This window comes from Bacillus sp. B1(2022) (assembly GCF_040259625.1).
GTDB lineage: Bacteria > Bacillota > Bacilli > Bacillales > Bacillaceae > Bacillus > Bacillus velezensis.
In genome coordinates, this window is record NZ_JANIFO010000010.1 from 1 (window position 1) to 25157 (window position 25157).

The 25157-nt window shown below is 46.8% G+C and carries 29 protein-coding genes and 1 pseudogene; 11 read left to right on the forward strand and 19 right to left on the reverse strand.

What is annotated here, in order from left to right; genetic code table 11:
* Positions 1 to 19: 19 nt before the first annotated feature.
* The 3 genes from nfsA to NQS30_RS16275 all read right to left on the reverse strand — a co-directional run bounded on the left by nfsA (position 20) and on the right by NQS30_RS16275 (position 2719).
* Positions 20 to 769, reverse strand: a complete 750-nt coding sequence (gene nfsA / locus NQS30_RS16265; protein WP_007407708.1) for an oxygen-insensitive NADPH nitroreductase — start codon at positions 767 to 769, stop codon at positions 20 to 22.
* 102 nt (positions 770 to 871) lie between these two features.
* Positions 872 to 2059: an FtsW/RodA/SpoVE family cell cycle protein gene (locus tag NQS30_RS16270; protein WP_007407709.1), complete on the reverse strand. Its 1188-nt coding sequence runs from the start codon at positions 2057 to 2059 to the stop codon at positions 872 to 874.
* 201 nt (positions 2060 to 2260) lie between these two features.
* Positions 2261 to 2719, reverse strand: coding sequence for a GNAT family N-acetyltransferase (locus NQS30_RS16275; RefSeq protein ID WP_015240818.1), 459 nt, complete (start codon positions 2717 to 2719; stop codon positions 2261 to 2263).
* A gap of 292 nt (positions 2720 to 3011) precedes the next feature.
* Here NQS30_RS16275 and ywcE point away from each other — a divergent pair, with 292 nt between their 5' ends.
* Positions 3012 to 3272 (forward strand): spore morphogenesis/germination protein YwcE, encoded by a 261-nt coding sequence (ywcE, locus tag NQS30_RS16280; protein ID WP_003150937.1) that lies wholly within the window; start codon positions 3012 to 3014, stop codon positions 3270 to 3272.
* 43 nt (positions 3273 to 3315) lie between these two features.
* Here ywcE and qoxD read toward each other — a convergent pair whose 3' ends face one another.
* The 4 genes from qoxD to qoxA are packed head-to-tail and all read right to left on the reverse strand — an operon-like array spanning position 3316 to position 7257.
* Entirely contained in the window at positions 3316 to 3684 is a 369-nt protein-coding gene (gene qoxD, locus NQS30_RS16285; RefSeq protein ID WP_007614576.1) for a cytochrome aa3 quinol oxidase subunit IV, read from the reverse strand.
* 1 nt (position 3685) lies between these two features.
* Positions 3686 to 4300, reverse strand: coding sequence for a cytochrome aa3 quinol oxidase subunit III (gene qoxC / locus NQS30_RS16290; protein ID WP_003150930.1), 615 nt, complete (start codon positions 4298 to 4300; stop codon positions 3686 to 3688).
* Positions 4301 to 4314: 14 nt separating this feature from the next.
* Entirely contained in the window at positions 4315 to 6264 is a 1950-nt protein-coding gene (gene qoxB / locus NQS30_RS16295) for a cytochrome aa3 quinol oxidase subunit I (protein WP_012118743.1), read from the reverse strand.
* Between the two features lie 27 nt (positions 6265 to 6291).
* Entirely contained in the window at positions 6292 to 7257 is a 966-nt protein-coding gene (gene qoxA, locus NQS30_RS16300) for a cytochrome aa3 quinol oxidase subunit II (protein WP_012118744.1), read from the reverse strand.
* Between the two features lie 502 nt (positions 7258 to 7759).
* Between qoxA and NQS30_RS16305 the strand changes: the two genes are divergently transcribed.
* On the forward strand, positions 7760 to 8005 hold the full coding sequence (locus tag NQS30_RS16305; RefSeq protein ID WP_003150926.1) for a GlsB/YeaQ/YmgE family stress response membrane protein: 246 nt from the start codon (positions 7760 to 7762) through the stop codon (positions 8003 to 8005).
* A 17-nt stretch (positions 8006 to 8022) separates the two neighbouring features.
* Here NQS30_RS16305 and galT read toward each other — a convergent pair whose 3' ends face one another.
* The 4 genes from galT to NQS30_RS16325 all read right to left on the reverse strand — a co-directional run bounded on the left by galT (position 8023) and on the right by NQS30_RS16325 (position 11879).
* Complete coding sequence (galT, locus tag NQS30_RS16310) at positions 8023 to 9564, reverse strand: UDP-glucose--hexose-1-phosphate uridylyltransferase (RefSeq protein WP_069007050.1); 1542 nt, start codon at positions 9562 to 9564, stop codon at positions 8023 to 8025.
* Complete coding sequence (locus tag NQS30_RS16315; protein ID WP_094032587.1) at positions 9554 to 10738, reverse strand: galactokinase; 1185 nt, start codon at positions 10736 to 10738, stop codon at positions 9554 to 9556. Before NQS30_RS16315 ends, galT begins: the two co-directional genes overlap by 11 nt.
* Positions 10739 to 10789: 51 nt before the next feature.
* Positions 10790 to 11176, reverse strand: coding sequence for a GtrA family protein (locus tag NQS30_RS16320; protein ID WP_032869853.1), 387 nt, complete (start codon positions 11174 to 11176; stop codon positions 10790 to 10792).
* Positions 11177 to 11255: 79 nt separating this feature from the next.
* Positions 11256 to 11879: a TetR/AcrR family transcriptional regulator gene (locus tag NQS30_RS16325; protein WP_007614590.1), complete on the reverse strand. Its 624-nt coding sequence runs from the start codon at positions 11877 to 11879 to the stop codon at positions 11256 to 11258.
* A gap of 335 nt (positions 11880 to 12214) precedes the next feature.
* Between NQS30_RS16325 and NQS30_RS16330 the strand changes: the two genes are divergently transcribed.
* The 3 genes from NQS30_RS16330 to NQS30_RS16340 all read left to right on the forward strand — a co-directional run bounded on the left by NQS30_RS16330 (position 12215) and on the right by NQS30_RS16340 (position 13947).
* Complete coding sequence (locus tag NQS30_RS16330) at positions 12215 to 12376, forward strand: anti-repressor SinI family protein (protein WP_003150917.1); 162 nt, start codon at positions 12215 to 12217, stop codon at positions 12374 to 12376.
* Positions 12377 to 12592: 216 nt separating this feature from the next.
* Complete coding sequence (locus NQS30_RS16335) at positions 12593 to 13273, forward strand: class I SAM-dependent methyltransferase (protein ID WP_007407718.1); 681 nt, start codon at positions 12593 to 12595, stop codon at positions 13271 to 13273.
* Entirely contained in the window at positions 13273 to 13947 is a 675-nt protein-coding gene (locus NQS30_RS16340; protein ID WP_020958014.1) for a glycosyltransferase family protein, read from the forward strand. Before NQS30_RS16335 ends, NQS30_RS16340 begins: the two co-directional genes overlap by 1 nt.
* 20 nt (positions 13948 to 13967) lie before the next feature.
* Here NQS30_RS16340 and NQS30_RS16345 read toward each other — a convergent pair whose 3' ends face one another.
* From NQS30_RS16345 to cidR, 6 genes and pseudogenes are all read right to left on the reverse strand, one after another.
* Positions 13968 to 14570, reverse strand: coding sequence for a DsbA family oxidoreductase (locus NQS30_RS16345; protein WP_007407720.1), 603 nt, complete (start codon positions 14568 to 14570; stop codon positions 13968 to 13970).
* Positions 14571 to 14655: 85 nt separating this feature from the next.
* Positions 14656 to 15912 (reverse strand): iron uptake transporter deferrochelatase/peroxidase subunit, encoded by a 1257-nt coding sequence (gene efeB, locus NQS30_RS16350; RefSeq protein ID WP_069007053.1) that lies wholly within the window; start codon positions 15910 to 15912, stop codon positions 14656 to 14658.
* 18 nt (positions 15913 to 15930) lie between these two features.
* A pseudogene (locus NQS30_RS16355) lies at positions 15931 to 16250 on the reverse strand (Efem/EfeO family lipoprotein); the annotation flags it as partial.
* Between the two features lie 75 nt (positions 16251 to 16325).
* Complete coding sequence (gene thiE, locus NQS30_RS16360) at positions 16326 to 17000, reverse strand: thiamine phosphate synthase (RefSeq protein WP_094032590.1); 675 nt, start codon at positions 16998 to 17000, stop codon at positions 16326 to 16328.
* A complete protein-coding gene (gene thiM / locus NQS30_RS16365; protein ID WP_167340923.1) occupies positions 16997 to 17815 on the reverse strand; it encodes a hydroxyethylthiazole kinase in 819 nt (272 codons plus the stop codon). The genes thiE and thiM overlap by 4 nt, the downstream gene beginning before the upstream one ends.
* A gap of 2 nt (positions 17816 to 17817) precedes the next feature.
* Positions 17818 to 18726, reverse strand: coding sequence for a cidABC operon transcriptional activator CidR (cidR, locus tag NQS30_RS16370; protein WP_003150908.1), 909 nt, complete (start codon positions 18724 to 18726; stop codon positions 17818 to 17820).
* A gap of 106 nt (positions 18727 to 18832) precedes the next feature.
* Between cidR and NQS30_RS16375 the strand changes: the two genes are divergently transcribed.
* The 5 genes from NQS30_RS16375 to NQS30_RS16395 all read left to right on the forward strand — a co-directional run bounded on the left by NQS30_RS16375 (position 18833) and on the right by NQS30_RS16395 (position 22010).
* Positions 18833 to 19219, forward strand: a complete 387-nt coding sequence (locus tag NQS30_RS16375) for a CidA/LrgA family holin-like protein (RefSeq protein WP_007407725.1) — start codon at positions 18833 to 18835, stop codon at positions 19217 to 19219.
* On the forward strand, positions 19201 to 19881 hold the full coding sequence (locus NQS30_RS16380) for a CidB/LrgB family autolysis modulator (protein WP_012118753.1): 681 nt from the start codon (positions 19201 to 19203) through the stop codon (positions 19879 to 19881). The genes NQS30_RS16375 and NQS30_RS16380 overlap by 19 nt, the downstream gene beginning before the upstream one ends.
* A 128-nt stretch (positions 19882 to 20009) precedes the next feature.
* The gene (locus NQS30_RS16385; RefSeq protein WP_003150901.1) at positions 20010 to 20204 is read left to right on the forward strand and encodes a YwbE family protein; all 195 of its coding nucleotides are present in this window, start codon (positions 20010 to 20012) and stop codon (positions 20202 to 20204) included.
* A 155-nt stretch (positions 20205 to 20359) separates the two neighbouring features.
* Entirely contained in the window at positions 20360 to 21121 is a 762-nt protein-coding gene (locus NQS30_RS16390; RefSeq protein ID WP_012118755.1) for a MerR family transcriptional regulator, read from the forward strand.
* Positions 21108 to 22010, forward strand: coding sequence for a DUF2268 domain-containing putative Zn-dependent protease (locus NQS30_RS16395; RefSeq protein ID WP_218791415.1), 903 nt, complete (start codon positions 21108 to 21110; stop codon positions 22008 to 22010). The genes NQS30_RS16390 and NQS30_RS16395 overlap by 14 nt, the downstream gene beginning before the upstream one ends.
* A gap of 82 nt (positions 22011 to 22092) precedes the next feature.
* On the opposite strand, the gene NQS30_RS16400 is transcribed toward NQS30_RS16395, so the two are convergent.
* On the reverse strand, positions 22093 to 23280 hold the full coding sequence (locus tag NQS30_RS16400) for a class I SAM-dependent rRNA methyltransferase (RefSeq protein ID WP_218791416.1): 1188 nt from the start codon (positions 23278 to 23280) through the stop codon (positions 22093 to 22095).
* A 94-nt stretch (positions 23281 to 23374) separates the two neighbouring features.
* Here NQS30_RS16400 and NQS30_RS16405 point away from each other — a divergent pair, with 94 nt between their 5' ends.
* Positions 23375 to 23758 (forward strand): glyoxalase GlxA, encoded by a 384-nt coding sequence (locus NQS30_RS16405; protein WP_032875731.1) that lies wholly within the window; start codon positions 23375 to 23377, stop codon positions 23756 to 23758.
* A gap of 28 nt (positions 23759 to 23786) precedes the next feature.
* On the opposite strand, the gene celB is transcribed toward NQS30_RS16405, so the two are convergent.
* The gene (celB, locus tag NQS30_RS16410) at positions 23787 to 25121 is read right to left on the reverse strand and encodes a PTS cellobiose transporter subunit IIC (RefSeq protein ID WP_007407728.1); all 1335 of its coding nucleotides are present in this window, start codon (positions 25119 to 25121) and stop codon (positions 23787 to 23789) included.
* Positions 25122 to 25157 lie beyond the last annotated feature (36 nt).

The window sequence follows — 25157 nt, forward strand, 5'->3', positions numbered from 1 at the left end:
GGTCAGGAGAGGTTTTTTCTTAATTCTTTTGAAAACCTTTATCTTTTACATATTGATTTAAATAGGTTCTCGGTTTTTGTTTCATGAACTGCAGGATTTGATCAGACCACGTTTCAACCCGCTTGCCGTTTGTTCGTTTATCATAATAAGCGGAAATGGTTTCATCATATTCCTTCATATAACTGCGGAAGTGTTCTTCATTCGTATCGTACGTGTTTTCATGATATACGGCTTGTTTCGGCAGGCGCGGCTTTTGACCGGACGGATGAGCGGGATGACCGACTACCAAGCCGAACAGCGGCAGCACATGGTCAGGCGTTCCAAGCACTTCCGTCACCTGATCAAGTTCATTTCGAATGCCTCCGATATAACAAATGCCAAGTCCCATTGATTCCGCGGCAACACTTACGTTTTGTGCGGCAAGTGCGGCATCAATGACGCTGACCATAAACATTTCCGTATTCTCAAGAAGCTCGGTAATGTTTTCGCCTTTTTCCTCAGCAAGTTTTTTATGACGGTACAAATCAGCGCAAAACACAAACAAGTGCCCATTATTCTCGACGTAAGGCTGGTTTCCGGCCAGTGCCGCCAGCTTCCGCTTTTTCTCCTTATCAGTTACGCCGATGATGGAGTAAGCCTGCACGTAACTGGACGTTGACGCCGCCTGGGCGCTTTTCACTAATGTATCTATCTCTTCTGCTGTCAGAAGCTCGTCAGTAAATGATCGGATCGACCGATGATTAAGTATGGTTTCGATGGTATTGTTCATATAAAAGCCTCCTTCTTTCTATATCATATCCGAAAGGGAATCATGTCAAAAGCGAAATGCTCTAAACAAAAAAAGACAGCCCGAAGAACGAGCCGTCTCACATTAAGAATTGAACAAGTAGCTTTTATATTTCGTCAGCTGCACACTTGCGTTATATACGATCCCGAAGCTGATTAATGTAGAAAGCACCGAGCTCCCCCCATAGCTGACAAACAGCAGCGGAATACCGGTAACCGGCATAATGCCGATATTCATCCCGATGTTCTGGAAGGTGTGAATCACGATAAGTGCAGTAAATCCTACGCAAAAAAACGCGCCAAATCGGTTAAACGCATGCAAGCGGTCAATCAACACCACAAGCCTGTAAATTAAAAAGAAAAACATGACAACCGCAATGGCGCAGCCTAAAAATCCAAAACTTTCACCCAAAATCGCAAAGATAAAGTCGGTCTGTCCCTCAGGTACGTACACCTTCAGATTATGAACGCCGTTTCCGGTAATGCCGCCCGATCCGATCGCCATAACGGCCTGATCCACCTGCCAGCTTTTATCGCTCTCTGCCTGAGTCGTTGCCGCACTGGAGTCAGACATCCACGATGTAATCCGGTTAATTTGATAATCCGCAATGCCGATTGAATTCGCCACATGGGGAAATTCAATCACCAGCACTAAGAAAAGGCCAAGCACAAGCGCGGCCGAACCGCCGATAATGGTGATCAGCTTCCAGTTTACACCTGACATAAACACCATCACCATAACGATAAACAGACAGATCGCACCCGTTCCGGCATCCTGCAAAACGATCATCCCGATCGGAATAACCGTCCATGCCGCAATTTTCAAAAGCAGATTCACATCTTCCCGAAGTGACCTTTGATCCTTCGGGCCCGCCTTCGATATAATGGACGCGACCATCATCATAATTCCTATTTTCGTAAACTCAGAGGGCTGGAGGGTAAAGTTTCCGATTTGAAACCAGCTCTTCGCTCCGTTTTTAATCGGCGCGATGGATTCCGGCGCCACACGCAAAAGGAGCAGCGACAGCACGCCGGCAATCAATACGTACAGACTCAGTTTCTCAAGCTGCTCTAAATCAAAGTACAGCAATAATCCGATGAATCCCGCACCTATAACATAGAAGACAATCTGTTTCATCCAGGCACTGCCTCCGTACTGCCCGAACTGTCCGGCCGCATAAATCGCGGCAACACTAATTATTAAAAACACACCAAATATAAAAATCAAATCCCCCTGATAATAGGGATTTTGCTGTTTCTTATATCGACTCATTCTATCCCGCCTTACATTTTCATCGGAAGTCACTATTGTTTATTATACATGAACACCGTTCAAGAAAACATGTTGAGGTTGCTTCCTTTTTATTTTTTACGGTTTGGGGACTACACGACATATGACGTGTCAGAAAAGGAAATGTTTCGGTCATGATGAAACTTTTCCGATAAAAAACCCCTTCTCGTCAGAAAAGGGGTTTCAGCCTATGTTTAACGTCATAAACAAGCTGTTCGGGTCCTCTTTATAATGTGCAAACGGATCACAATATTGAAACCCGGCTTTTTCATACAGGCGTCTGGCGGGGAGAAAAGCCTCCATAGAACCGGTTTCTAAGCTGATCCGCTGATAGCCCCGCCGCCTTGCTTCTTCAAGCATATGGCGGAGGATCCGGTTGGCAACGCCTTTTCTGACATGATGCGGAGAGGTTTTCATTGATTTGATCTCACCGTGCCGGCTGTTTAGCTCCTTTAAGGCACCGCAGCCGAGCAGGATGCCGTTTTCCCTCGCACTCCAAAACGTAACGTCAGGCTGACGCAGCCGGTCCGCATTGAGCGCATGTATACTTTCCGGAGGAGAATGCATGGTCATGCTCTTCAGATGATCCTGCAAAAGCGCAAAGACATCCGGCGCTGTGACATCTTCTTTCCTTACGTCCACTTCAAACCACCCTTGCTGTGCATATTTTCTTTGACCATAGCAAAGGTTCACAGCCTGCGCCATTCCATTGTCCGGAAATGTGACAGGGTATTTGGCCTTTCCGGTTTCTTGTACCTATCCAAAAATGAGGCAATAGTTGCAATACATTTCTCGAAAAAGCGGTATCAAAAATTGGAAAACATGGTATAATAATTGTAACAAAATGTTCAAAAAACGACCACAAAACAGACACATTTTATTCTCTGTATTTCATTTTGGAAACGCTCCCATAAAATGAAAGGAGACATGTAAGATGGACATGTTTTTTGCTTATTTACTGGTCGCAAGCGCAACACCCCTCTTTATCTGGCTGGATAACAAAAAAGTCGCTCTTTCGGCCATACCGCCAATTATTCTCATGTGGGTTTTCTTCTACTTTTACGCAACCAGCAGCCTATCCCCTCTCGGCCACACACTTATGATCATCCTGTTTGCCGTCAACGTCATCGTTGCCCATATCGCCGCCTTTATCATTTACGGCCTTCCGCGCCTGCGCCGGAGAAGAAGCCAATAAAGGCACAAAAAACCCTCTTCGCATAAACGAAGAGGGTTTCTTTTTATTCCTGATGTTCGGAATGATGCTTCGCACCGCCAGGAGGGTTTCCATCCATATGGTCACCGTGATGGTAGTGCGCCGCAAAGATCCAGATGGAACCAAGGATGATAACAATCGCTCCGAAAAATCCGAAGAGCGTGTTTCCGACTTGAATTCCGCCGTTTTCACTTTCTGTCATGTGCATGAACATGAGAAGCTGAAGACCGGCTTGGATAAATGCGAATCCGAAAATGATCCAGAGTTTTGCTGATGAGCTTAAATCCGTATATACCGCAACCCAAAGGGCCAGCAGGGTCAGAATAATAGACAACGCAAAACCTACGATATGCTTCCACGGAAAGTGGCTGTGTTCAGCAGATTTGTTTGCCATATTATAGTCCCCCCAATCCGATGAGATAGACGCCTGTAAAGATGAAGATCCAAACAACGTCTAAGAAGTGCCAGTATAAACTTGAGATAAAGATTTTTGAAGACGTCTGCGGCGTTAATCCGCGTTTCTTCAATTGCAGTAAGATGCCGGCAATCCAGAAGATACCGATCGTTACGTGCGTTCCGTGCGTTCCCAGAAGGACGAAGAATCCAGACCAGAAAGCACTTGTACCGAGAGATGCTCCTTCATGTACATAGTGGATGAACTCGTTAAGCTCACATCCGACGAAGCCCGCGCCGAGAAGAAGCGTAATGATCGTCCAAATGACGACGCCTTTTAAACTTCCGCGACGCATTTCATGAACAGCGATCCCGCAGGTGAAACTGCTGATCAGAAGCAGGAATGTCATGATCATGACAAGCTTCACTTCAAATAATTCAGCCGGTAAGACTCCTCCTGCTGTTCTTCTTTGAAGAACGAAGAAGGTTGCAAATAGTGTTGAGAACAACACAATCTCTGCCCCTAAAAAGATCCAAAACCCGAGAATATTGAGTCTGCCGGTTTCAGATTGATATTCCATAGGCGCGTTAGAATTGCCGTGTTCTGCATGTTCCATAAATCACGCCTCCTTTATTCGGAAATCTTTCTTTCCGTCTCTTTTATTTCTTCAACAGGTATATAGTAGCCATTGTCATATTCAAATGAACGAAGCACCATGCAAAGCAGAATGCCGATCAAGCCGACAATGCCCATCCAGAACCATTCAAATACAAGTCCGAAGCCTGCAATACCGAACGCCACTGACATAATAAGCGGTCTTCCGGAGTTGTGCGGCATATGGATTTTCTTGAACTTGCTTTCCGGATGAATATCCGTTTTGTCTTCTTTCAATTGCAGGTACGCATCTTGAGATTTCACTTCAGGAAGCACCGCAAAGTTGTAATGCGGCGGAATCGCAGATGAAGTCGCCCACTCAAGCGTACGTCCCACGCCCCATGAATCTCCGCTGATCTCGCGAGTAGAGTAGCGGAAGCTGTAGTAGATGTTGTAACAAAGGATTAAGAATCCGACACCCATCATGAAGGCTCCGACAGTTGAAATAAAGTTCAATGCAGTCCATCCGTCATTCGGTCCGTATGTGTAAATACGGCGAGGCATACCTTGCAGCCCCAAGAAGTATTGAGGGAAGAAACATACATTAAATCCGATCATAAAGATCCAGAAGAACCATTTTCCGATTCTTTCGTTCAGCTTGTGACCGAACATTTTCGGATACCAGAAAATAAATCCTGCGAAACATGCAAATACCGTACCCGCGATCAGCACATAGTGGAAGTGAGATACGAGGAAGTACGTATTATGGTATTGATAATCCGCTGCAGCCATCGCAAGCATAACCCCTGTTACCCCGCCGACAACGAAGTTCGGGATGAACGCGAGCGCCCACAGCATCGGTGTTGTAAAACTGATTCGGCCTTTATACATCGTAAAGAGCCAGTTAAAGATTTTAACCCCGGTCGGAACCGAAATCGCCATCGTTGTAATCGAGAAGAAAGAGTTAACAGACGCACTGTTCCCCATTGTGAAGAAGTGGTGAGTCCATACAAGGAAACTCAGGACGGAAATGGCGATAATTGAGCCGACCATCGCTTTGTAACCGAATAACTGCTTTCTTGCAAACGCTGAAATAATTTCAGAGAAAATACCGAATGCCGGTAAGATAACGATATATACTTCAGGGTGTCCCCAAATCCAGAACAAGTTAGCCCAAAGCATCGGCATACCGCCGGCTTCCAGCGTGAAAAAGTGAGCGCCGAACAAACGGTCAAATGATAACAGCGCCAATGCCACTGTCAAAACAGGGAAGGCGAATACGATAATAACCATTGTAATCAGCGTCGTCCATGTGAACATCGGCATACGCATCAGCGTCATGCCTTTCGTACGCATTTTCAGGATCGTCACCATAAAGTTGATACCCGTCATCAGCGTACCGATACCGGCAATCTGAAGACCGAGCAGGTAGAAGTTCTCACCAGGCCCGGGACTCATGTCGTTGCTTGCCAGCGGCATGTAACTCGTCCAGCCTGCGTTCGGAGAACCTCCGATAACGAAAGAAATATTGAAAAGCATCGCACCTACGAAGAACGTCCAGAAACTCAGGTTGTTCAAGTAAGGGAATGCTACGTCGCGCGCACCGATCTGCAAAGGTACGACAACGTTGATCAGACCGATTAAAAACGGCATCGCCATGAAGATAATCATGATCGTACCGTGAGTCGTAAAGATCTCATTATAGTGGTTTGAGTCTAAAAAACTGTTATTAGGAAGCGCTAACTGGGCGCGCATCATCAAGCCGTCGACCCCGCCGCGGAACAGCATGATAACAGCAGAGATAATGTACATGATTCCAAGTTTCTTATGGTCTACAGACGTCAGCCATTCAGACCAGAGCCATTTCCACTTTTTGAAGTATGTGAGTACAACGATGATAGCGATAGTGGAAAGCGCAATGGAAACTTGTGCGCCCAGAATTAATGGGTCACCTGTTACAAAAAATTCATCCCATCTCAATTTCATTCGGGCTTCCTCCTTTCTTGTTCAATTTCAATCTTGTTTATCGTCGGATACTTTAAATTCGTTTTTCTTTACATTTTCCCACGGATCTGTTTTAGAGTGCGGTGATACGGCTTTGTAGCCAAGGCGTTTGCGCGCCTCCATCGCATATTCGGCATCTTGGCCGTGGTCAACGTATTTTAAGTGTGTAGAAGAGAACGTTAATTTACCGACATTCTCCGGAAGCATCAGTTCGTCATACTTCTCTTTCGTCAGCTTTGGAGAATCGCTTTGGGCTTTTTTCACCCAGCTGTTAAAGTCTTTTTGCGTAACAGCTTTTACGTTGAATTTCTGGTCGGCAAAGTGTTCGCCGGTGAAGTTCGCGTTGCGGCCTTCATATGTTCCCACTTTGTCAGCCTGTAAGTATTGATCCATCAGCATTCCCGCCATCGCGTATTTTTGTCCCCCAAGCTGAGGAATCCATAGCGATGCCATTGAATCGGCTGAAGAAATTTTAAATAAAACCGGACGGTCTACAGGAATGTTCAGGTAGTTAACCGTCTCAATATCCTGCTCTGGGTAGCTGAATACCCATTTCCAGTCTACCGAAGTAGCATAAACAACAAGAGGCTCTTTATCCTTTGTCGCTTCAGGCGCTTTTTCTAACGAATATATCGTCTGTACGGTAGGCACAGAAAGTGCAATAACAATTAAAATTGGGATCACTGTCCAGACTACTTCTAAGAACGTGTTGCCGTGCATCTCGGGCTTGTAATTTCCGCTGTCTTTGCCTTTGCGGTCGCGGTACTTCACTAAAATGATTGTAAATAGTACGAAAACGACGCCGACAATGAACAGCATAAATCCGATTGACAAGAGAATCAGATCTTTCTGCTGGTCTGCTACAGGTCCTTTCGGATCTAAAACGGAAATGTCGCTGCATCCGCCCAGTACGAAAACAACAGCCAACATCGCTAATAAAAGTAACGGTTTAAATGCTCTGAACAAGAAGATCACCATCCTTCCTATTGATGTAGTGAATCTGAAATGTACTTTCTCAAAATCTTTTCTCTATCTACCTTGTTATGCTATCAAAATCTGCCCTTATTAGCTTTATTTTTTTCTAAAGTTCATCTTTTTTTCGACCTAATGTCACAAAATCGTCAAAAAATGCATGAACTTTTTCCACTTGCGCAAACCAAACATAAAAAGTTTTAGATCATTTAGCATATATAGAGAAAAAAGATAGTGAGAACGAATAATACCAAATAAAGGTTTACCATAATAAAAAACGCTGGTCAACAAAAAGATTCATTTTGTTAAACATTCTACAAAAGAAATATTTTTTCCTTTGTTCACACCTTTTCACACGGTTTCCATTTTAACGCAACGCATTATGAAAAAAAAGACCGGAACGCGCCTTGATATGTTCATTATAAAAAACACATTTATATGTTTAATATGGACAAAACGAAGGAAACATATAGGCATAAATAATAAAAAATAGGAAGTGATATTTATGGGTTTTATCGTATCTCTGATTGTCGCTATTATTATCGGCTGGATCGGAAGTTTATTTGTAAAAGGCAGTATGCCCGGGGGAATCATCGGGTCAATGATCGCCGGTCTGATCGGCGCATGGATCGGGCACGGACTGCTCGGCACATGGGGTCCTCACCTTGCCGGCTTTGCCATTATTCCGGCAATCATCGGAGCTGCGATCGTGGTGTTCTTATTCAGCCTGATCGCCAGAAGCAGAGGATAAAAAAAAAGCCTCGTCCCTTATGGGATGGGGCTTTTTTCCGGTAGAGCGCCCAAATGGCGGATAAACCGCCGGAAAGCCGCTCTGCCTTCTTCTGTTTGTTTAAAGACGCCGGCATGCTCCAGTATCCGCGCAAAGGCATGGCCGATTTCCTCTTTCAGAATCTGTTCCGCGTTTTCTTTCGTTACCTTCCGCTTATGCAGCACACTGAGCGCCCAATCTTTATGCGCTGCCGCAGAAGGGTCTGCCGTTAAGACCGCTTCCGGGTCCGGTGAGCACAGCGCTTCAGCCGTGTATTTCATTTCTTGTTCAAGGCGGCCCGGCAGAATCGCAAGCCCCATTACTTCAATCAGTCCGATATTTTCTTTTTTCAGGTGATGAACTTCCTGATGGGGATGAAAAATTCCCAGCGGATGCTCATCAGAGGTGCGGTTATTTCTGAGGACGAGATCTAATTCGAATAAACCGTTTCTCCGCCGGGCAATCGGCGTAATTGTATTGTGCGGTGTTTCTCCTGAATGGGCGAGGAGATCAGCCGCCTCATCGGAATAACCGCGCCACGCCCGCAGGATGGCATCCGCCGCGCCGGAAAGCTCAGACGCACTCTCGCTTTGCAGGCGGATGACCGACATCGGCCACTTCACAATTCCCAACACCGTTTTCGGATAGTCAGGCAGCCTGTACCGGCTTTCTGTCTCCGCCCGCGCCATCGGGAATTCATAATTGCCCCCCTGAAAATGGTCGTGGCTTAAAATACTGCCGCCGACAATCGGCAGATCAGCATTGGAACCGAGAAAATAATGAGGATACTGGCTGACGAACGACAGCAGCCGGTCAAACGTTTTTTTGCTGATCTTCATCGGTTCGTGCCGGTCTTTCAAAACGATGCAATGCTCCCGGTAATACACATACGGAGAAAATTGCAGAAACCACTGCTCATCGCCGAGAATTACCGGAATGACACGAAGGTTTTGACGCGCCGGGTGATCCGGTCTCCCCTCGTACCCGACATTTTCTTTACAAAGAACACATCTCGGATAATCGGATTGAGGCTGCTCTTTGGCAGCGGCAATTGCTTTCGGATCTTTTTCCGGTTTTGAAAGGTTGATCGTGATGTCCAGCTTTCCGTAAGCCGTCTCAGCCGTCCACCCGACATTCCGCTGTATTCTGTCCGAACGGATATAATACACATCCTCTGAAAATCGGTAAAACGCCTTTGTCGCCTGCTCCGGCCCGTGCACCGCCTTTGTTTCTTCAAAACGACGGACAATCTCGGACGGCTGCGGGGCAAAGCAGCCCATGATCTTCGCACTCAGCAGGTCGCGATAGGTGTCTGTATCGGCTGCAATCCGGCCCGTTTCTGCCGCCCATTCATAAACCGGGGCCAATATGTCCGGCAATGATGCCGTCGATACATTTTCTTTCTGTTCTGGAACCTCCGGATGGGTGATATGCAAAGCTTCATACAAACGGTTTCTCGTATATTCAATATCAAGAAATGAAATCAGCTCTTTTTGCAATCCGTACCGGATTAAACGTTCCACGTGCCGCTCAATTGCCATCGTCATCCCCCTTTAGTTCTCTCGCTCCGGCTCCGACATCCGCCGTGTAAAAGTCAGCTTTTCTCCCTGTCTTCTCCTCATAGCGGGCCCCTGCCGTTTCAATAAAATCCGAAACCGCATCGTCCTTGACGATACTGACTGTACAGCCGCCGAAACCGGCTCCCGTCATCCTTGATCCGATCACCCCGCCGTGGCGCCAGGCCGCTTCAGCCAGTGTATCCAGCTCATGACTCGTCACCTCGTAGTCATCGCGTAAAGAGAGATGCGAATCCCTCATTAATTCACCGATATGATGAAGCTGATTGTTACTGAACATGTCGGCGGCCTCTATTGTGCGGTGATTTTCATAGACGGCGTGTTTCGCCCGGCGTCTGTTCACTTCATTCTGAATCAGCTCCGCATGGGCGTCAAAAGCGGAAGGGGTCAGCTCTCCCAGTGATTGAACGGAAAGATGCTTCTGAAGATCACAAAGCGCTTCCCCGCACTCCTTGAGCCTCGTATTATAGCCTGAGTCTGCAAGCGTTCGTTTTTTATTGGTATTTGCAATAACGATCGACAGCCCCGACAGCCCGAGTTTTGTATATTCAAAGCTGAGCGTCCCGCAATTCAGCAGAATCGCATGATGTTTCTTTCCCATTCCGATGGCGAATTGATCCATTATTCCGCAGCTGACGCCGATAAAGGAATTCTCCGCCGTCTGAGCGAGCTTCACCAAGTCGAGCATATCCGCCTCAAGCTCATGGCATTCCTTGAGAATGACCGCCGTAACAAGTTCAATCGAAGCCGAAGATGACAGCCCCGCGCCGTTCGGGATGTTTCCCCAGAACACAATATCGAAGCCGTGCGGAAGGGAAAAACCGCTGCCGAGACATTCCGCCATGACCCCTTTCGGATAATTGGCCCACCCGTCCTCTTTTTGATAACGGATATTATCGAGACTGCATTCCTTTATGCCCGCATCTTTAAAATGATGAGAGTACATTCTGACGAGCCTGTCCCCTCTCTCCCGGACGGCTGCATATGTACCGATCGTCAGCGCGCAAGGAAAGACGTGGCCCCCGTTATAATCCGTATGCTCTCCGATGAGATTCACTCTGCCGGGCGCAAAGAAAATGCGCAGGTCCTCCGATTCCCCGAATACATCAACAAACGCTTTCTTTATTTTGTGCTTCATACGCATCCCCTTTCACCATTACACTTTCCCCCGGGGCGCGGAAAGAAACCGTTATGACACGCCCTCTTCTTTCGCTTTTCTGAAGACAATCCACTTGCTGGCCGCATAGTTGACGACTACGATAATGACGTTATCGGCGATTTTCGCCAACGTTTCGTTCATATGAAATTGACTGACCAGAAGAATCATCATGGCGAGATCGATGGCTAGAGACAATACCCGCACGCTGAAAAAGGCCGTCAATTCTTTCATCAGACTCCGCATCCCCGCGGTCTTTTGCTGAAATACATACAGTTTATTCGTGACATATGCAAATAGAACGGACAGAACCCAAGCAGCGACAGTCGCCGCCTTGTAATCCATCTCAAATGCCGACGTCAGAAAGTAAAAACTGGCGATATTCACGATGGTCGTGAATATCCCCATAATGATATACATCATAATTTCTCTGTAGCGCATGGCAGTTCCTCGCTTTCTGAAAGACTTTTCTAAACCTTTTGTCAAATCAAGAAGAACGTTACCCTGATTTTCTGCCGCTGACAAAAACATAGAGCGCGTCAAACATGCTGCGGAAAGTAACCGGCCTTCCCAGCACATTGGATTGCTTAATCATCCCGTCGATGAGCGCGCACATCATGTTAGCGGTATGCTCGGTATCTATATGGTCTTCTATTAAATTTCTCGATTTGAGCCAATTTATGTACATGGTGCTTTCTTCTATCCATAACTTATAAAGACGGATATAAGCTTCATATTCACTGACGACTTTGTAAGTAGGCATATGAACGGCAAAAGACACAACATTCCAGGCAGGCTTGCTGTTTACAAACCGCATCAACAGGCTGGCCGCGCTTGCCGCAGCTTCACAAAGCGTCAACGGCCGCGCTGTTTGCTTTTCTAATTCGTCGAGATAGCCGGTGATGATCCTTTTTTTAATCTGACGCCTGTCTAATAAATGCTTCAGAAAATCTTCCTTGCTTTCAAAATGAACGTAAAACGCGCCTTTGCTGAAACCCGCCGCTTTACTGATGTCATCGATTGAGACTGAATCGTAAGCTCTTTCAATCAGGAGATGAAGGCCTGCGTCAATAAAACTTTCAAATGTTTCTTCTCTCTTAATTTGAAATTTGTTTTTTTTCATTTTTTACCCCAGCTGTTTGATCATTCACTTTATCTTACACCGAATCATTCTTTTGCGGTATTTTTTATGCAAAAAGAATATGCTAGTCGACGCTTTGAGGGTAAATATTAATAGGTCATATGATTTATTTTTATTTGCATACTATCCAGTCAGTATTTATTTGTTTATTATTATACGTAAGAATTCTTGAAGGATTTTGGTTATTTCAGTCATTTTCTTAGGGAATAGGTAGGTGAATTCATCTTCAATTTGGGATTACCGGCCAACTATGTGTGATATTTGTTATACATTGGCTGCTGTAGCTGGGCAAATCAATTTTTCAATTGGAGGTTCTTATGAAAACTCATGTAATGAAAGATATAGATCAAGATTGGCAATTGTTAATTCAAGAGGCTAGAATCATGGGTTTGCACATTGACGATGTGAGGCGCTTCTTAAATACTGAAAAAGCGGTGAAGAAAAAAACACCAATGAAAAACACCATCCGCCAGCGGTAAGATTACAGGCGGATCCTTTTACTATATGACCTGCCACAGTCCGCCCGCACCCGAGTTTTCAAAGGAACAGCCGCAATAAGAGGGGAATCAGAGAACAAACCGTATACCGGACAACCATTCCCGTCCGCATTCCGCAATTGAACAGCCAAACATGGTGATATGAGATCCCCCCGCTGCATATCTTGTGTATATGCCCATTTATGAGGTGATACACAGATGGATACGAATCCCTATTATGATGAAAAACAACAGAACTACTACGAAGGCCTGAATCCTTATTTATTGAACAAAATAGACGAAAACTGGCGGACAGTGCTTGATGTCGGCTGCGGAACAGGCAATTTAGGAGCGGCGATCGAAGACCGCGGAATAACGGTTTACGGCATTGAAGCGTATCCCGAAGCCGCAAAAAAGGCGGAAAGCAAATTGAGCCACGTGCTTTGCGGCGACATTGAATCCGCCATTCTTCCGTACGAATCAGAACAATTCGACTGCATGCTGTTCGGAGACGTTCTTGAGCATCTTATCGATCCGTGGTCCGTGCTGAAAAAGCTTCGTCCTTATGTAAAAAAAGACGGCACGGTGCTTGCATGCATACCGAATGTCGGCCACATCTCAGTGGTGCTGGAGCTTTTAGCCGGCAAATGGACTTACAGTGACGCCGGATTAATGGATCAGACCCACCTGCGTTTTTTTACCCGTGAAGAGACGCTTTCATTATTTAAAGCCGCCGGTTATGAGGTGAAACGCATTGAGGCGATCCGCGTTGATCACCCCTCTTATCACAAAGCCATCGCAGCATTGCACGAAGTATGCGTACAGCTTGGCATAAGGCATGACTTTATGACAGAAGCATCGGCCTATCAATATGTGATTGAGGCCGAGAGGAGCATGTAATGGATTCACATTCATTTCTGTTTGTCGTCTGTGTGAATGACGAGCCGCTGTACTCCCGGTGCAAGAGCCATATCATGCAGCTTACCGTCCCCCCTTCATACTCCGTTGATATCATGCCGATATACGATTCAGCAAGCATGGCCTCGTCCTACAACAAAGCGCTGAGACACCCCTCCAAATATAAAATTTATCTGCATCAGGATACCTTTATCATTCATCAGCATTTCCTTCATGACATGCTTCATATCTTTCAATCTCATCAGGAGCTCGGCCTTCTCGGTGTCGCCGGCTGCAAAACCCTGCCGCCGAACGGCATTTGGTGGGAAAGCGGAGAGCGGATGGGAAAAGTGATTGAATACCGGGGGAATGCTTATCACCCGCTGGACTTTGAGCACGGCGATGAAGACGGCCTGTTTACGCCCGCTGACGCCATTGACGGCTTGTTAATGGCGGCTCAATATGACGTGGAGTGGCGGGAGGATTTGTTTCGCGGCTTTCATTTTTACGACACATCACAGTCGCTTGAATTTCAAAAACACGGCTATCAAGTCGGCGTCGCCTGCCAAAAAGACCCTTGGTGCCTTCATTTTTGCGGCGACTCATTTGACGCCGCGGCATATGAAGCGGACAGACAAACATTTGTCAAACACTATATGGCAAAGCCCTCTCGCTGATCGAGAGGGCTTTTTTCGGGTTAACGTTTATTCAGTTCCCGCTCAATGATTTGTTCAAAGGTTTCCTTTCCCGCCGCGCCAGGGATTCTCTCATCGCCGATGATAAACGTCGGCACTGCCGTAATGCCGGCTTCTTCATAAGCATGGCGGAGCGCTTCCTGCTGTACGTGTCTGTACGCTCTTGTCTCAAGCGCCTCTTTAAAGGCAGCGCCGTCAAGTCCGGCTTCTTCCGCAAGCTTTGTCAGCACGCCAACGTCACCGATATTTTGTTCTTCCTGAAAGAACGCCTGAAAAACGCGTGTATGGTATTCGCTTCCTTTCCCATGTTCCTTTGCGAAATGAAAGCCCTCAAATGCCAAATCCGTGTAAGGATGCGGTGACACGCGGGGGAACGTGATTTCAACGCCTAACGACTGCGCCATCGGCTCAATGGAGTTTTTCCACATCTGCCGCTTGGCGGGATCATTCACCGGATCAAGTTTCGGCGAGGGGCTCGGACGCAATTCAAACGGCATCCATTCCACCTGTACGTCCTTGTCCTTGATTGCTTCTTCAAACGCCGCTTTGCCGACAAAGCAAAACGGACATACATAATCAGAATATACTTTAATCTGCAGTGTCATTGTAAGTCTCCTTTCCTTTTCATTTTAAGTTGTAACACATATAGTTACAATTGTTTTTTTAAAAACACCCTCCATATGGAAGGTGTCACGATTCCAGCAGCCTTTGGGCGATATATTCTCCTTTTTTACAGCCGCCGGGACAGGCGAATAAGGAAGAGCCGATCGTTTGTGTGTATTCATTCAACGCATCCTTTGCCGCCAAAGCCTTCAGCATCGGGACAAATTGGCGGTCCGGGTCTTTTTGAAAGCAGATAAACAGCAGCCCTGCGTCAACATAGCCCGTCTTTGGATCAATTCCGTCCGTATAGGAAAATGCCCGGCGCAGAATCTGTCTGCCGGTTGATTTTGCCACGCTGACATGCGAGTCGGCGGGAATTTGATTCAGCTTCACGGGATCGGTTTCCTTTTTTTGTCCGAAAGGCGCGCCCGAGCTTTTCACCCGTCCGAACGTGTCCTCTTGTTCCTTCAAGGATGAACGGTCCCATATATCTAAAAACATCTTAATTTTCCTAAACGCCATGTACGTGCCGCCCGTCATCCAGTCCGGCTCTCCTGATTGAACCCAAACGATCGAATTCATCAGGTTTTCATCCTTCGTGCTTTGGTTGCCGGTGCCGTCTTTGAATCCGAAGAGGTTGCGCGGTGTTTCCCCGTTTTTCCCGCCGCTTAAGAAACCTTTATTGAGAAAGCGGACTTCGCACACGCCTGCTGCCTGTTTCATCAGGTTGCGCACCGCGTGAAACGCCGTTTGTTCATTATCCGCGCAGACCTGTATGACGATATCACCGCCGCCTTGTTTTTTATCGAGCTTGTCGTTAGGCATCGGCGGAATATCGGCGAGATGCTTCGGTTTTTTATCTTTCAGTCCGAAGCGGTCCTTCCCGTCTTTCTCGAAAAACCCGGGGCCGAAGCCGAAGGTAACGGTCAAATTCGCCGGGGCCAGATCCTGCGACTCCCCGGTATCCTGCGGAGGCATATATTTATTTTTCTGTTCGCCCGACGGGACGGCGCCTGAAGTCAGCAGCTGCGTCAGGCTTGTCCATTGTTTGAAAAGGGAGATGACATCGGCTTTGTCGCTTGACATGACATCAAGCGCTGCAAAATACACATACGTCTGATGTGCCGTTGTGATTCCCGCTTGGTGCTTTCCGTAAAAAGGAACGATTTGATCACGATCACGTTTTTCATCATTCTTCTTTGAAGCGGTGGCCGCCGGTTTGAAGAGCGGCGCGAGTCCTCCGAGGCCGCTCGCTCCGACAGCGACGGCGGCGCCCGCGACGGCGCCCCACTTCAGGACATCCCGTCTGTGGATCTGTTTTTCCTTGTTTTGTTCATCGCTCATGCTGTGTCTTAACTCCTTTTAAAGCACATCGGCAATCTTCGACATGGTTTCAGAAAGGGCCGTCAGCTTCGTGCTTATCTCTCTGATTTGATCTGTACTTAATGTATCACAAGACATATACGATTGATCGCACGTTTTGTATTTCGACATCAAAACTTCAAATTCGCTGAATTCCGCATCAAGTTTTTCCGTGACCTCGAAATGATCTCTCACTGCGCGCTTTTCACTGTTTCATAGAGGGCTTTTAAGCCTTCGGCGCCGGCAGTGATTGGTTCAGGCATCACTTTGAGCGAAGCGATAGAGCCGTCAAACACTTCGGTCGATATTGCAAGCTGATTGCCCTGTTCTTGACATACGGCTTATATTCTCCAAGTCCGTCACTGCCTTTTTGCGCACACAGAAAAAGGGCCGCCCTATCGGGACAGCCCTGCTTTGGAGCGCCGAATTTCCTCTGAAAACTTCCGCGCCGCCGCTTTTGGATCTTCGGCTTGGCTGATGGCGCTGATCATGCTGACGCCGTCTGCACCCGCTTCAATGACGGGCGCCGCGTTGTCAGCCGTAATGCCGCCGATTCCTACAATCGGAATGGTGATGCCTTGACACCTTACCTCTTCAATCAATGTAACGCCCTGCACGGCTTCAGCATCTTTTTTTGTTTCGGTCGGATAGACCGGGCCCATTCCGACGTAATCGGCTCCGGCGGCTTCCGCCCGCTTCACCTCGGAGACGTTATGTGCCGACACACCGAGAATCATATCGCCGATTGCCGCTCTCGTTTCTTCGGCGTCTGCGTCATCCTGCCCGATATGCACTCCGTCCGCCTCAAGGCGCAAGGCCAATTCGACATCATCATTAATGATGAAAGGAATCCCGGCCTGCCTGCAGACATCCTGCACCCGCTTCGCGAACAGAACACGTTCCTCCCCTGTTAAAGAACCGCTCCCCTTTTCCCGAAATTGAAAAAGCGTAGCGCCGCCCTCAATGGCTTTTTTCACCACGGAAACGGGGTCTGCGCTTGTATTGTTTGATCCCATAATAAAATAAACCGATAACATATCCTTCATCATTTCCCGAGAAATACGCGTCATTTTTCTATCACCCTTTCAATTGCGGCAAGCTCGGCCGCTTCTTGTTCTGAGATGCTTGCCAGCTTGTTTAAAAGCTCAATCTGGAAGCTGCCCGGCCCCTTATGGGAGGTGTCCAGAGCGGCAAGCTGAGCGGCGCTTCCGTATACAGAAACGGCTGAAACGGCCGCTTGCAGAACGTCCTGCTCCGCTGCGCAGAAGGCTCCGATTACAGACGTCAGCAGGCATCCCGCCCCCGTCACCTTCGTCAGCAGTTTATCACCGTTATGTACGGCGTATGTGTCGTCGCCGTCGGAGATGACGTCGGTTTTTCCGGTAATCGCAATGACCGTCTTCAGCCCGCTTGCAGCCGTCTTTGCGAGCTGAACCACATCTCCTCCGGCTTCCCCCGCATCCACGCCTTTTATCTTCCAATCAGGGGCGCCGGCAATATTGGCGATTTCCGCGGCATTTCCGCGAATGGCGGACAAGCGGACCTCCTGTATGATCTTGCTGGCTGATGCCGTCCGAAACGGCGTGGCGCCGGCGCCTACCGGATCAAAAATGACCGGAACGCCGTTTTCATTGGCCGATTTTCCGGCTGCGATCATAGCTTCAACCGACGCCGAACTGAGGGTGCCTATATTCAGGACGAGCGCTCCTGCGATTTTCGCCATGTCGGCTGCCTCCTCAATTGCATAAGCCATAACGGGCGATGCGCCGAGCGCGAGCAGTCCGTTAGCGGTGAAGTTCGTGACGACATTATTGGTGATACTGTGAACGAGCGGGTTTTGATCCCGCACTTTACTCAAGTGTTGAGCTGCGGTTTGTGCGTCCATGCTTAATCATCCTTTTTTCTCTTTTTCGGATTCCATAAATACGATTTCGTATGCTCCAGCCAGGCTCTGGCGGCAAAGGACATATAGCGGTCTTTCCGCCAAATGATGGCTAAATGCCACGGAATGACCGGATGAACGAGCGGAATGGTTCTGACTTTGTCCGGATCAAGACCGCGGCAGATTCTTTCCGGCAAGAGGCCGATACCGAGATTGGCGGATACCATTTCGCTGATAAAGTCCCACTGTGACGTTTCATAAATGACGTGCGGCCTGAATCCGGCTTTCACGCATTCCGTCATAATTCGATTATGAAGGACAAAATCCTCCCTGAAAAATATGAACGGCTCTTCTTTTAATTCGTGAAGACTGCATTCTTTCTCGTCAGCGAGCCGATGTGACGGATGGACGACGAGCATAAGGGTTTCCTTGACGATTGTGAACGTATGAAAAATCTCTTCATTTGCGGGAAGCACGACGACCCCGATATCAAGCGAGCCGTCCTCCACCCCTTGCTGCACTTTAATAGAGCCGTCCTCAACAAGCTGAAACGTCACATCGGGATATGTGACGCGGAAGTCACCGAGCACTCTCGGGAAAAAGCCGGACCCGATCATCGGCGGAAGACCAATGCGGACGTGCCCTTTCTTCACTTCCATAATATCGTTCAGCTCTGACGTCAGGTTTTGGAATGACTTTGTGATTTCCTGCGCCTGCACATACATGCTCTGCCCGGCGTCAGTCAGTTCAACTTGCCGGCCATTGCGGTAAAACAGCTTAATGCCGAGCTCCGTCTCCAGGTTTTTAATCATTTTTGAGATTGTCGGCTGTGAAACATACAGCGACTGTGAAGCCTTCGTAAAGCTTTTCAAACGGGCCACTTCCAAAAAATACGTTAAGTGCCGGATATCCATTACATTTCATCCTTTCTATAGACAAAAGGAATACACATTATTCTTTATATGTATTTTACCTATAGCAAAACCTTCTGTACAATATAAATATAAGGGAGGCATCATTATGAAAAAATTGCTGCTTACCGTTATTCAAATCGCTCTGCTGTTTATATTTGCGCGTCTGATCAATTGGGTCACGGCGGCTCTTCATATAAATATTCCCGGCAGTATAATCGGGATTGTGATTCTTTTCACATTATTGCATTTCAAGATTATCAAACTTGAATGGATTGAGCTTGGCGCAGCATGGCTCCTCGGTGAGCTGCTGCTGTTTTTCATCCCGTCTGCCGTCGGAGTGATTGAATACGGAGATATTATGTCTAAATTCGGCGTAAGCATTTTACTTGTCGTCGTCATCAGCACATTTGTCGTGATGGTTTCAACAGGTACGCTTACACAGCTGATAGCAAAAAGAAAGGAGAAAAAACAAACGTGTTCATCGGAATCATAAGTTTATTCTTAACTGTCTTAGTATATTTGGGCGCGAAAAAACTCTACATTCGTTTTCCGCGGGTGTATACGTCGCCGCTTCTGATTACGCCCGCTGTTTTGGTCGTACTGCTGCTTCTTGTCAATGTCCCGTATCAGACATACAATCTCGGCGGCGGACTGCTGACCGATATGCTTCAGCCGGCAACAGTGGCGTTCGCCATCCCGCTTTATAAATATTTCCCGATTTTAAAGAAATACGCCGTGGAAATTATTTTGAACGTAGCGGTCGGTTCATGTATCGCCATTCTGTCAACGGCCTTTATCGCGAAATGGTTCCATCTCGGCAGCAGCTTAGTCGACAGTCTCGTGCCGCGATCAGTGACGACGCCGATTGCCATGAACGTTTCAGAAATGATCGGCGGGATGCCGGCCGTTACAGCGGTTTTCGTCATTTTAACGGCTTTATTGGGAACGATCATCGGGCCGATGGTCATCCGCTATTTCCGCATTGATAACGAAATTGCCCGGGGCGTGCTGCTCGGAACTAGCGCGCACGGAGCGGGAACATCTAAAGCATTTGAGCTCAGCTCCGTATCAGGTACGATCTCAAGCGTGTCCATGATTCTCGCCGCAATTATGACGCTGTGCGCGGCCCCGATTTTGCTTTCGTTTATGTCATAAAAGACTGCTCCTTACAGAGCGGTCTTTTTTTATTTGCCACTCAGATGGATTTGTCTGTCCTTCATAAAAAGACGAAAACACGATATGATAAGATATGAAGTGAAAAGACTGAAGAACGGATGTGTCATATGAACGGCCAGCAGCGAAGCAGCATCAGAAAAGGACTTGAAGTCGATATCGTCCTGAAAGCCGATCAGCGTTCAGGAAAGCTGACAAGAGGAATCGTGAAAGATATTTTGACGAACTCAAGCTTCCACCCGCGCGGCATTAAGGTCCGCCTTGAAGACGGACGAATCGGCCGGGTGCAGCACATTATTGAATAGAAAAAAGCCGGAGCTTCACGCCCGGCTTTTTTTCTTTAATTTCAGCAATGAAATCCTCATATGTTCTCCCTTTATATACAAAAAATTTTAAACCAACTATTGACTCTTACGTTGCGTAATACTTTAGAGTAGCCATTAAGGAGGCGGCAAACGTGATGGGTATGAAAGTAAAAGAAGTAGCTGAACTGATTGGAGTAAGCATACGTACTCTCCATCATTACGATCAAATCGGATTATTGACTCCTCAGGAAACGACCGATTCCGGTTATCGGCTTTATTCTGAAGAGAATCTTGAACAGCTGCAGCAGATACTATTTTTCAAGGAGCTCGATTTCTCCTTAAAAGAGATTAAAGAAATCATTAATAGTCCTTCATTTAACCGAAGGGAGGCATTAATTTTACAAAAGAAAATGTTGATTGAGAAACGGAATAGAGTCGATAAAATGATTGAAACCATCGATAAATCAATCAAACATTTGATGGGAGAGATTTGCATGACGAACAAAGAGCGGTTTGAGGGAATGAACTTCAATCATAATCTTTATGAACAAGAAGCTCGCAAACGGTGGGGTGATCAACCTGTCGATAAGGTAAATATTAGATTGAAAAACATGACTGATGGTGAGCAAAAAGATTTATCTGATAAGTGGACTGCAATGTTCAATAAATTTGCACTCCTTATTAACCAATCTCCCAAGTCCCCAGACGTACAAACAGCTATCAAAGAGTGGTTTGATTTTCTCAATGAAAATTTTGGTGAATATTCTTTTGATGCCTTTTACGGATTAGGTCAACTCTATATTGAAGATAAACGCTTCACTAAGAACATCGATCAGTATGGTGAAGGATTGGCGAAGCTCATGAGTGATGCCATTACAATTTATATAGATCATCAAAAAAAGGGTGGTACCCATTAAAATCATTATCGAGGATACAATTGGGCAATACGAAACGTTATTTTCAATGATTGAAAATAGAGAAGATTATTATCGGTATTCAATGATGAAACCTTTTGAAGATATGTGGAAAAAGATGAATGTTCCCTTAAAGGCAAAGCAACCTAACGGATATGATGTAATCATGGCTGCAAATATGCTGGGCTATCTGAGCATATTTGATACGGAAACCGGAAGAAAAGCATTAGAGAATTTAAAAGAAATTCAAGCTCTTCAAATTGCATATGGCACTTTAACTCATTGTGTAGAATTTATCAAACAAAACCGCTTAAAAATAAATGCTGATGAAATAAGGTTTGGGATGTATCTGGCCAATCAAAAAAAGCTTGAGTTACATAGAGGGTATTGTGGATTCGGAGGAATTCCGGGATTTATTCAAGTTTCAATATTCCCCAATTCTTATAACATACCGAGACTGCCTGCTGTAATCGCACATGAATTTCATCATAATATTCGTTTTTCGTATTTCAATTGGGATTATGGGAACGTAACGGTTGGTGATTACTTAATTATAGAGGGGTTGGCAGAATCGTTTGCCAAAGAACTTTACGGAGAAGCTCTGTTAGGTCCTTGGGTTACTTCTTTTGAAAAAGAAGACTTAGAATACTCAAAAGAAATCATCAAAGACTCGTTAAATAAGAAAGGGTTTGCTGAGGTCAGCAGTTACATGTTTGGTGACACCTTTGCAGCCGAACAAGGTTATCAGCATGTCGGCTTATCACCGTTTGCAGGTTATGCGGTTGGCTACCAAGCGGTGCAATCCTTCATGAAAGCCAACAATGTGGGGATTAGTGAGACCACTTTACTTAGCACAGATGAGATACTAAGTAATAGCGGGTTGTTTCTTTAAGATATGAAGATTATTTTATCCCGTATTAACGCGATGAAAGAGGGTTTTCTTTTCCCCTCTTTCCACGCTATAAATGGTCATTCTATTTTTTCCGCAAGAAAACAACCTTCAAATAGTTCCCTTCTTTAAACGCGGGAATCGTTTTGAAATCTTCCGGAAGCGTGTATTCTTCCAAAATGTCGTAACGCTCATTTGTTTCTTTAAAGGCGGTCTCTATAAAGCCTTTAAATTTCTTCATATTGAAGGCGCTGCTGTTTGTCGAAGCGACGATGATGCCGTTTTTTGCGGTGATGGCGATCGTTTCCTTCAGCAGATTTTTATAATCTTTCGCCGCGCTGAACGTCCGTTTTTTTGTGCGGGCGAAAGAAGGCGGATCAAGGATGATGAGGTCAAACTCCAGCCCTTTTTTCTCCGCATAGCCGAAGTATTTGAAAACATCCATGACTTTAATGTCATGCGCCTCATAATCAATTCCGTTGGCGCTGAACTGTTCAATCGTTTTTGCGAGACTGCGGTTGGCGACATCGACGCTGGTCGTTTTCTCAGCTCCTCCAAGCGCCGCCGCAACGGAAAATGCCCCCGTATAAGAGAACGTATTCAGCACCCGTCTGCCGTTTGCATACTTGTCCCGAATCGCTTTGCGTACATGACGCTGGTCTAAGAAAATGCCCGTCATCGCCCCGTCGTTTAGATCCACCGCGTATCGGATGCCGTTTTCTTGAACAATGACCGGAAAATCTCCTCTTTCGCCTTTGACAAAATCGTCGTCTTCCACGTATTGCCCGGCCGTATCGAATCGTTTCTTTTCATAGATCGCTTTATAAGAAAGCTCCAGTCCGTCAATCGCCTCAATCATGCTGTCCTTATAAGCGTAAATGCCTTTACTGTACCATTGAATCAGCAGATAACCGTCATAAAAGTCAATCGTGACGCCGCCGATGCCGTCGCCCTCACCGTTGAAAAGCCGGAACGCCGTCGTATCGGGCGCCTTAAACAGATGGGCTCTCGCTTCAGCCGCTTTTTTCAGCTTGTCCAGAAAGAAACGTCCGTCGATCCGTTCATCTCTCGCGCGGGACAGCACCCAGCCGACTCCTTTATTCTGCAAGCCGTAATAGCCTTTTCCGATAAACTCACCCTTCTCGGATGTCACACCAAAAAGATCGCCCTCTGTTAAATGAGCCGAGCTTCCGGACAGAGCGTCTTTTTCAATCAGGGGGAATCCTTTTTTCAGCTTTCCGGCAAATGTATCTTTCACTGTAAGTAGCTTCATTGTGCATTCCTCTTTCGTTTTGCTTTCTCTTATCGTACCATAAAACATGATCAACACCGCATTGTCCCGAAAAATTCAAAACAGGGGGAAAACCATGACAGCCAAAAGAATCGACCATACAGGCATTATGGTCAAAGATATTGAAACATCCATCGCCTTTTATCAAGACGTTCTCGGTATGCAGTTAAAGGATCGTATCACTCATACGAACGGCATTATTGAACTTGCCTTTCTCGGCTTTCAGGAAGGGCCGGAGACAGAAATTGAGCTGATCCAGGGCTACAGCAGCGAGCTTCCCGCAGAAGGAAAAGTCCATCATATCGCTTTATTGACAGAAGATATCGCGGCGGAATTCACGCATGCGAAGCGTCAGGGCGCCGTATTTATCGATGAAGAAATCACGACGCTTCCGAACGGGTACCGCTACTTTTACATTGAAGGACCAGACGGCGAATGGATCGAATTTTTCCAGCGTTAAAAAAAACGGGCGAAAGTGCCCGTTTTTTTTATGTTTCTTCAGTGACGTTTTGTTCCGCCGCCCGTTCCTCTCTCCATTTTTGAAGATCCCAAATTCGGAAAAACGGATAATAGATGATAAATGTAATCAGGAGATTGATCAGCTGCATGACCGAACCGGAGATTTTCCCGCCCGTCGCCAAATAACCGGAAATCAGCGGCGGCATCGTCCACGGCACGGCGATTCCCGCCGGTTTTGCCACCATCCCCGTGCTCATCCCGATGTACGTCGCCGTAATGGTCAAGAGCGGCGCAATGATAAAAGGCACGATTAACAGCGGATTCATGACGAGCGGCATCCCGAAAATAATCGGTTCGTTAATGTTAAAAATCGCGGGCCCGATGCCGAGACGGCCGAGCTGTTTCATCTGTTTGCTTCTGGAGCGCACAAGCATGGTCAGCACAAGGGCAAGCGTCGCTCCGCTTCCGCCGACATTAATCCATATTTGAAAGAACTGTGTCGTAAAAATGCTCGGCAGCGCTTCTCCCGCCTGAAAAGCCAAACGGTTGGCGTCCATCGCCCCGTACCAGATCGGCGACATGACGCCGCCGATAATGGACGCGCCGTGTATGCCGCACGACCAAAGCAGCATTTGCACGAATTCGGCGATAAGACTCCCGCCGAGACTCCCGCCCAAAATAGACAGCGGGGTGCCCAGCAGATCGCCTACGACATTGTGGAGGCTTTTAAAAGGAGTTATTTCAATAAACAGACGGGCCAGCCATACAAGCGTAATAATAATGAAACCGGGGATGAGCGCAACGAACGATTTGCTGACCGCAGGCGGCACTCCGTCAGGCATTTTAATGACGATATTTCTTTGTATGATAAACCGGTACACTTCCGTAGACAGCATTGCAATGATCATCGCGACAAACAGACCTTTGCTTCCGAGCAGCGAAATCGGAATGCCGCCTCCCACCATAATCTCTGTTGCCGAGCCGTCAGGAATAAACGGAATCTGATACGGCGTCGCCAATAAAAAGGCGGCAAGGGCAATGGCTCCCGACGACAGGGCATCCACCTCATAGCTTTCCGCAAGCCGGTAAGCAATCCCAAAGGCGGCGACAAGCGCCATAATATCAAAGGACGCATTCACGGGATACCCGAGCTTTTCAACCCAATTTTCACCGAAAAGACCAGCCATAAAATCGGCATAACCGGGAATCGGAAGACTCGTCAGAATCAGAAAAACCGATCCGATGATGATAAGCGGCATAGTCAAAATAATGCCGTCCCGCAAAGCTCTTAAGTGCCTTTGGCCGGCGACTTTTCCGGCGACAGGCATGATTTTTTCTTCCATGACCCGATTGAACGTACTCATTTATCAAAAACCCCCTTTTTGAGTTCATTGCGCAGA